This is a genomic window from Geminicoccus flavidas (assembly GCF_009806515.1).
GTDB classification, from domain to species: Bacteria; Pseudomonadota; Alphaproteobacteria; order Geminicoccales; family Geminicoccaceae; genus Geminicoccus; species Geminicoccus flavidus.
This window is the reverse complement of the sequence record NZ_WUJP01000979.1, coordinates 1-6557: the sequence shown is the minus strand read 5'-3', so window position 1 is coordinate 6557 and position 6557 is coordinate 1. Positions and strand designations below refer to the sequence as shown.

The following is a 6557-nucleotide window of genomic DNA, read 5'->3' as shown; positions in this document are numbered from 1 at the left end:
CCGAACGCCGGCTTGCGGCACTGGCGGCGGACATGCCGCGCGTGCTGGTGAGCCACTGGCCGCTCCGCGAGGATCTCGTGCGGATTCCGCGGGTACCCCGTTTCGCCCCCTGGTGCGGCACGCGCGCGACCAGGGTCTGGCCGCAGCGGTTCGGTGCGATCGTCTGCGTCCATGGCCATCTCCATGTCCGCGGCCGGCACTGGCTCGACGGCATCCGCTTCGAGGAAGTGTCGCTGGGCTATCCCAGGCAATGGCAGCCGGAGCTGGGGCTGGCCCCCTATCTCAGGCAGATCCTGCCGATGCTGCCGGAGGCCGGCGACCCCTGAAGACATGGGTTGCGTCGTGGACACGGATCGACGCGGGCGCATCCGGGGCGAGCGCCAGGGCCAGTGCCACCCGATGCCGCAGATCCGGCCGCAGGCGGTGCAGCCGCCAGACCGGCGGCAGCGCGCCCGGGATTGCCGTCATTGTCACCGGCCCATCGCCTTCCGGCACGGCCAGCCGGTCCAGCGGCAGGGACAGGCCGCCGCCATGAGCTTTGGCGATCGCTTCCTTGCCGGTCCACAAGGCCACCAGAGCCTCCTGACGCGCCTCACCCTGCCGTGCTGTGACGCGATCCCGCTCGCCCGGCGCCAGCAGCCCGTCCAGCAGCTCCAGGCTCAGTTCCGGCCGATCCGCCGGCTCCACATCCACGCCGACGCGGCATCCGTCCGCCAGGGCGCATACCGAAAGGCCGCCGCCGTGGGCGAGGTTGAAGTCGAGCGCGCCTGTCGGGTGAGCGAGAAATGGCCGGCCGCCGAGACTACGGTCGAATCGCAGTGCTGCGGGTGGCAAGCCCAGCCGGCTGCCGATGGCATGGCGGGCGAGGGCATAGGCGGCGGCGTGCAGGCGGCGCGGGTATTCAACCAGGAAGCGGCGATTGCGGGCCTGCTCATCTGGACTCAGCAACGTCCAAAGATGGTCGTGATCTACGCTGTCCAGGTCGTCGACGCTGCAGAACCAGACCTCCACAGCGACAATTCTGGAAATTTCAGGTTTCACCCGCGGACCGCTCATGATACGTCTTATGCTGCGGCTTGCCATATCCTAACGCGCAGGGGCGTCACCTCACCATGGCAATCAAGCTCGACAAGGACATCCGCCGGGTCGTCGTCCTGGGTGGCGACCAGCCCAGGCGTCGGGTCTACGACGCCGACCGTGGCTCGCGCTACGACGATGACGACGGCATCCGGGTGACCGTCCTGCAACGCGACCAGTATGGCCGGCTGGTCGCCAGGGAGCGCTACGAGAGCGAGGGCGAGTATCGCCGCAAGAAGCAGTCGCCGCTGCTCCGGCCGATCGAGCGGGTGCTGCGGCGGGCGATCAAGTTCGAGGCGCGGCTGCTCAACGAATATCTGGGCCGCCACGAGCGCTCGAACAGCAGGAAGCGGGACGGCTGGATCAAGGACCTGTCGGACAATGTCACCAGGTCGATCCGCAAGTCGAAGCCGCGCTACATCTTCCGTGGCCGTGACTGACGTCGGGCCTGCCCGCCGCCGCCAAGCTGGATCAGGAGAAGCAACGATGGCCGAAACCACCGTCATCGAGAAGAAGCAGGTCGAGCCGCCGCCGGAGCCGACGAGCGAGACCGTCATCATCGACATGGGCGAGCACAGCCGCCGGCGCGTGCGCCAGTTGCGCCGCGGCGAAGGCCGCCTGATGGAGAAGGTCGAGGACGCGCTCGCTGATCTCGAGGAGCAAGGCGTCATCCAGGCCAGCGCCCAGCGCGTCGTGATCGTGGTCCGCCAGGAGCCCAGCCTGGGCGGGCTGTTCGACGGCGATGACGACGATGACGACGATGACGATTGAGTGATGGGCTGGCCGCCCGCCCTGGAGCGGCCAGCCGTCTCCCCTCGTTGGCTGGACGTGCGGATTTCGAGATAGATGGCTGAACTGCCGCTGCCGCAGGCGTCTGCCGAGCGTGGGCCGCGCCTGTCGTGGAAGGGCTGGCTGTTCATCGTCCTGCTCTGCCTGGGCATGGCAGGTGCCGCCTTCTATCGCTTCGACCCGCTGCGCCACTCGGCCGCCACCACCCCGGTCGTGGCCGCACCGGTCTCCGTGACCGCTGCGGAAGCCAGGACGCAGACGGTCCAGCCGGAGCTGACCTTCGTCGCCAGCCTCACGGCACTCCGGCGCATCACCGTCTCGCCCTATACCAGCGGCCACATCATCGAGATCCTGGTGCCCGACGGTGCCGAGGTGACGGCCGGCCAAGCGATCTACCGGCTCGACGACCGCAGCGCCCAGGCCGAGCTGGCGCTGGCCAAAGGCCGGGTCGAGCAGAACCGGGCCAAGCTGGAGCGCGACCGGACCCTGCAGCGCGAGGGCTTTCTGGCGCAGGTGTCGCTCGCTGCCAGCCGCGCGGACCTGGTCGAGGCGGAGGTCGACGCACAGCTCAAGCAGCTCAATCTCGACCTCCTGACGATCAAGGCGCCTTTCACCGGCCGGCTTGAGCGCCATCAGGTGGCACTCGGCCAGTACGTGACGCCGGGCACGGCGATGATCGACCTGGTCGACCCGGGCGAGGTCGCCGCCGACTTCCATGTGCCCGAGCGGCAGCTCGCCCGGATCCGGCCAGGGGCAGCGGTCAGCTTTCGCAGCAGCGCCACGAGCCAGTCGTTCACGGGCACCGTATCCTTCGTCTCCTCGGTGATCGACCCGGAGACCCGCAGCTTTGCGGTCCGCGCCAAGCTGGACGGTGCCGGCGAGCAACTGCTGCCCGGCCTGTTCGGCAGCCTGGCGCTCGCCACCGGCGCACCGCGCGAGGCCGTGGTGGTGCCCGAGGAGGCACTGGTCCAGCGGCTCACCAGTGCGGAGGTCTACAAGCTGGTGGACGGCAAGGCGCGGCTGGTTCCCGTCGAGACCGGCATCCGCGGCCCGGCTGGCGTGGAGATCACGCGCGGGCTCTCGGCCGGCGACCAAGTGGTCACGTCCGGCCAATTCCGGCTGCGCGACGGTGATGCCGTGGCGCTCGAAACGGCATCCAGTTCATGAACATCTCGGCGGTCTGGATCCGCCGCCCCGCACTCACCATCGTGGTGAGCCTGATCCCGGCCATTCTCGGCCTGTTCGCGCTCACCCAGGTCGAGATCCGCGACCTGCCGCGCTTCGACATCCCGCTCATCCAGATCGTGACCGCCCTGCCGGGCGGGGCGCCCGAGCAGATTGCCAGCCGGATCACCGTGCCGATCGAGCAGGCGGTCGCCACGGTCGGCAATGTCGACACGGTGATCTCGCGCAGCGAGGCGGGGCTGAGCTCGGTCCAGGTCACCTTCCAGTTCGGCGTCGATTCAGTGGGCGCCGCCAATCAGGTCCAGTCGGCGATCAGCCAGATCCTGGGTCAGCTGCCGGCGGAGGCTGAACGGCCGGTGATCTCGCGGCTGAGCCTGGACAACGTGCCGGTGCTCTACCTGTCGCTCGCGAGCGAGACCATGTCGGAGGTCGACCTCAGCGACCTCGCTGCCCGGGTGGTGGTGCCGCAGCTCTCGACGGTCCAGGGTGTCGGCAGCATCCAGGTGATCGGCGACCGGCGGCCGGTCATGGCGGTCACGGTCGATCCTACCAACCTCCAGGCGATGGGGGTGAGCGCCAGCGACATCGCCGCCGCCATCCAGCAGCGCAACACCGACGTGCCGGCCGGCGATGTCGCCAGCGAGAGCGGCCGCACCAGCATCCAGCTCGGCGCGACCGACGATCCGGTGGGTTCGGTGGCCGAGGTGGTGGTGCGGCGCAGCGGCGATCAGGCGGTGCGCCTCAGCGATGTCGGCGACGTGCGGATCACCGGCGAGGACAGCACGACCCGGGTGCGGATCAACGGCCAGTCGGCCGTGGCACTGGGCATCATGCGCCAGTCCACCGCCAACTCGCTGGTGCTGGCCCAGGCATTGCGCGATGCCATCCCGCAGATCCAGGCGGTGCTGCCGCCCGACGTGCAGATCGCCGTAGCCTTCGACACCACCTTGTCGATCAGCGCCTCGCTGGACGAGGTGCGCGACTCCCTGCTGATCGCGATCGGCCTGGTGATCTTGGTGGTGTTCGCCTTCCTGGGCTCGCTGCGCTCCTCGCTGATCACGCTGGTGACCATCCCGCTCTCGCTGCTGACCACGGTCGTCTTCATTTATTTCGTCGGGTTCAGCTTCAACACCTTCACCCTGCTGGCCTTCATCCTGGCGATCGGCCTGGTGGTCGACGATGCGATCGTCGATGTCGAGAACGTCCAGCGGCACATCGACGAGGGCCTGAGCCCGGTGGATGCGGCCTTTGTCGGCAGTGCGGAGATCGGCTTTGCCATCGTCGCCACCACGATTACGCTGGCGGCCCTCTATATCCCGATCGGCCTGGCACCTGGGATGCTGGGTGCCCTGTTCCGCGAGTTCGGCCTCACACTCGCCGTGGCGGTGCTGATCTCGGGCGTCATCTCGCGCACCCTGTCACCGATGATGTGCTCGCGCCTGCTGCGCCCGACCCGGAGCAACTTCTATTCGCGTGCCATCGATCGCGGCTTCGACTGGCTCGTGCACCGCTATCGGGGGCTGCTGCGCCGCCTCCTGGGCTCACGGCTCACGGTGGGCCTCCTCGCGATCACTGTCCTGGCCGTGGGCGGACTTGCCGGCAGCACGCTGCAGGGCGAGTTCGCGCCGGCCGAGGACGAGGGCTATCTTCTGGTTCAGCTCGACGCGCCCACCAACGCCACCGCCGACTATCTGGTCCGGCATGCCGCCGCGGTGGAGAAGGTGTTCGACACCGTGCCGGAGAAGAGCGGCTCCCTGATCATCCTGGGCATCCCCGCCTCCAACCAGGGCTATGCCTTCCTGCTCCTGAAGGACTGGGAGGAGCGCCTGCGCTCGGCCAGGGAGATCGGCGAATCGATCCGAGCCCAGCTCGGCGGGATCGCTGGGCTCGGCACCACGCTGATCCCGCCCGATCCCTTGAGCGGTGCCCAGGCGCAGCCGCTCCAGCTCGTGATCAAGGGGCCGATGGGCTATGAGGCGCTGGCCCGGGTCGCTGACCGGATCCTGGCCAAAGTGCAAGACGACCCCGCCATCAGCGCGCCATCGGTCGACCTGAGCTTCGACCTTCCGCAGATCGAGCTGGAGGTCGACGAGGCGCTGGCGGCGGACCGCGGCGTGGACGTGCAGTCGATCGCGGGTGCCCTGCGCATGCTGTTCGGCGGCTACGACGTGGACCGCTTCTCCTGGCAGGGCGAGCTCTACAAGATCCAGCTCGAGCTGGAGCGCGCGTTTGCCGAGCGGCCGGAAAGCATCGGCCTGGTCGGCGTGCGGGCAGGGGATGGACGGCTGGTGCCGCTCGACACCTTCGTGAGCGTCGAGACCAGCGCCGGTGCCAGTTTCCTGCCGCGCTTCAACCAGCTGGCCTCCGCGCAGATCTCCGCCGATGCCGGCCAGGGCTTCAGCACCGGCTCCGCCCTGGACCGGTTGGCCGCGCTGGCCCAGGCCGAGCTCGAGCCCGGCATGCAGATCGACTACAACGGTGCCTCGCGCCAGCTGAAGCAGGCCAATGCCGCTGACGGCGCGGTGTTCCTGCTGGGCATCGTGTTCATCTTCCTGACGCTCACCGCGCAGTTCGAGAGTTTCCGCGACCCCTGCATCGTGCTGCTGGTGGTCCCGCTCTCGATCGCGGGCGCCATCGTGGCGCTGGCATTGTTCGGTGGCTCGCTCAACGTCTACAGCGGCATCGGCTTCATCACCCTGGTGGGCCTGATCGCCAAGCACGGCATCCTGATCACCGAGTTCGCCAACCAGCTCCGCGACCGCGGCGTGGAACTGCGTGATGCGGTGGTCGAATCCGCAGCCCTGCGCCTGCGCCCGATCCTGATGACCACGCTCGCCATGGTGCTGGGCTCGGTGCCGCTCCTGTTCGCCACCGGCGCCGGTGCCGCCAGCCGGATGAATATCGGGCTGGTCCTGGTGGGCGGCCTCATGGTCGGCACGCTCCTGGCACTGTTCGTGGTGCCGGTGGTGTACACCCTGATCACCCGCAAGGTGCGCCAGCCGCACGTGGCGATCAGCAAGGGGGCCGAGGAACAGCTGGAAAAGATGGGCTTAGGCTGAGGCGGACGCCGTCAGCTTCTCCACCAGCCGGTCCAGCGCCAGAGGCGGCCGGCTCGCCGGCGTGACGCTCGCGAGCAGCAGCGCTTCCCCAGTACCGCTCGCCGCCAGCACCGGGGCGCCGGCATTGGCCCCGGCCAGCGCCATGTACCAAGTGGCACGGCCATGACTGCCGGCCGGAAGATCCTGGCGCCCGCCATTGCTGATGGTGAGCGGCGGAGGTGCCGGCTGGGCGATCCGGGCACCGGCCAGGGTCAGGGGCAGTTCGGCCAGCGCCGCGCTGGCCGCACCCGATGCAAGCGCGGTGCGCACCAAGTCGCTCGCCGCCCGGGCTCGCTCCCAGAACGGGGCGGCAGCTGGCAATCCCGTCTCCAGATGGGACAGGGCGAGCCAGGCTTCCCCGGCCAGGGACGGCGGCAGGAAGCGGCGCATGTCGACCGCGTGGCCGAG

The 6557-nt window shown here is 69.1% G+C and carries 6 protein-coding genes and 1 pseudogene; 5 read left to right on the top strand and 2 right to left on the bottom strand.

Annotated features, from left to right (window positions below):
• A pseudogene (locus EQG76_RS27890) lies at positions 1–326 on the top strand (metallophosphoesterase); the annotation flags it as partial.
• On the opposite strand, the gene EQG76_RS27885 reads toward EQG76_RS27890, so the two are convergent.
• Positions 283–1056 carry a 4'-phosphopantetheinyl transferase family protein gene (locus EQG76_RS27885; protein WP_200841184.1) on the bottom strand — a complete coding sequence of 258 codons (774 nt, stop codon included), beginning with the start codon at positions 1054–1056 and terminating at the stop codon, positions 283–285. The pseudogene EQG76_RS27890 and the gene EQG76_RS27885 overlap by 44 nt on opposite strands.
• Before the next feature lie 56 nt (positions 1057–1112).
• On the opposite strand from EQG76_RS27885, the gene EQG76_RS27880 reads away from it, so the two are divergent.
• From EQG76_RS27880 to EQG76_RS27865, 4 genes are all read left to right on the top strand, one after another.
• A complete protein-coding gene (locus EQG76_RS27880; RefSeq protein ID WP_159718334.1) occupies positions 1113–1517 on the top strand; it encodes a DUF6312 domain-containing protein in 405 nt (134 codons plus the stop codon).
• A gap of 46 nt (positions 1518–1563) precedes the next feature.
• Complete coding sequence (locus tag EQG76_RS27875; protein ID WP_159718332.1) at positions 1564–1848, top strand: DUF6200 domain-containing protein; 285 nt, start codon at positions 1564–1566, stop codon at positions 1846–1848.
• 75 nt (positions 1849–1923) lie between these two features.
• The gene (locus tag EQG76_RS27870; RefSeq protein ID WP_159718330.1) at positions 1924–3033 is read left to right on the top strand and encodes an efflux RND transporter periplasmic adaptor subunit; all 1110 of its coding nucleotides are present in this window, start codon (positions 1924–1926) and stop codon (positions 3031–3033) included.
• On the top strand, positions 3030–6110 hold the full coding sequence (locus EQG76_RS27865) for an efflux RND transporter permease subunit (protein WP_159718328.1): 3081 nt from the start codon (positions 3030–3032) through the stop codon (positions 6108–6110). Before EQG76_RS27870 ends, EQG76_RS27865 begins: the two co-directional genes overlap by 4 nt.
• Here EQG76_RS27865 and EQG76_RS27860 read toward each other — a convergent pair.
• On the bottom strand, positions 6102–6557 hold a 456-nt coding region (locus EQG76_RS27860), incomplete at its 5' end, for a hypothetical protein (protein WP_159718326.1). The two genes, EQG76_RS27865 and EQG76_RS27860, sit on opposite strands and share 9 nt — an antisense overlap.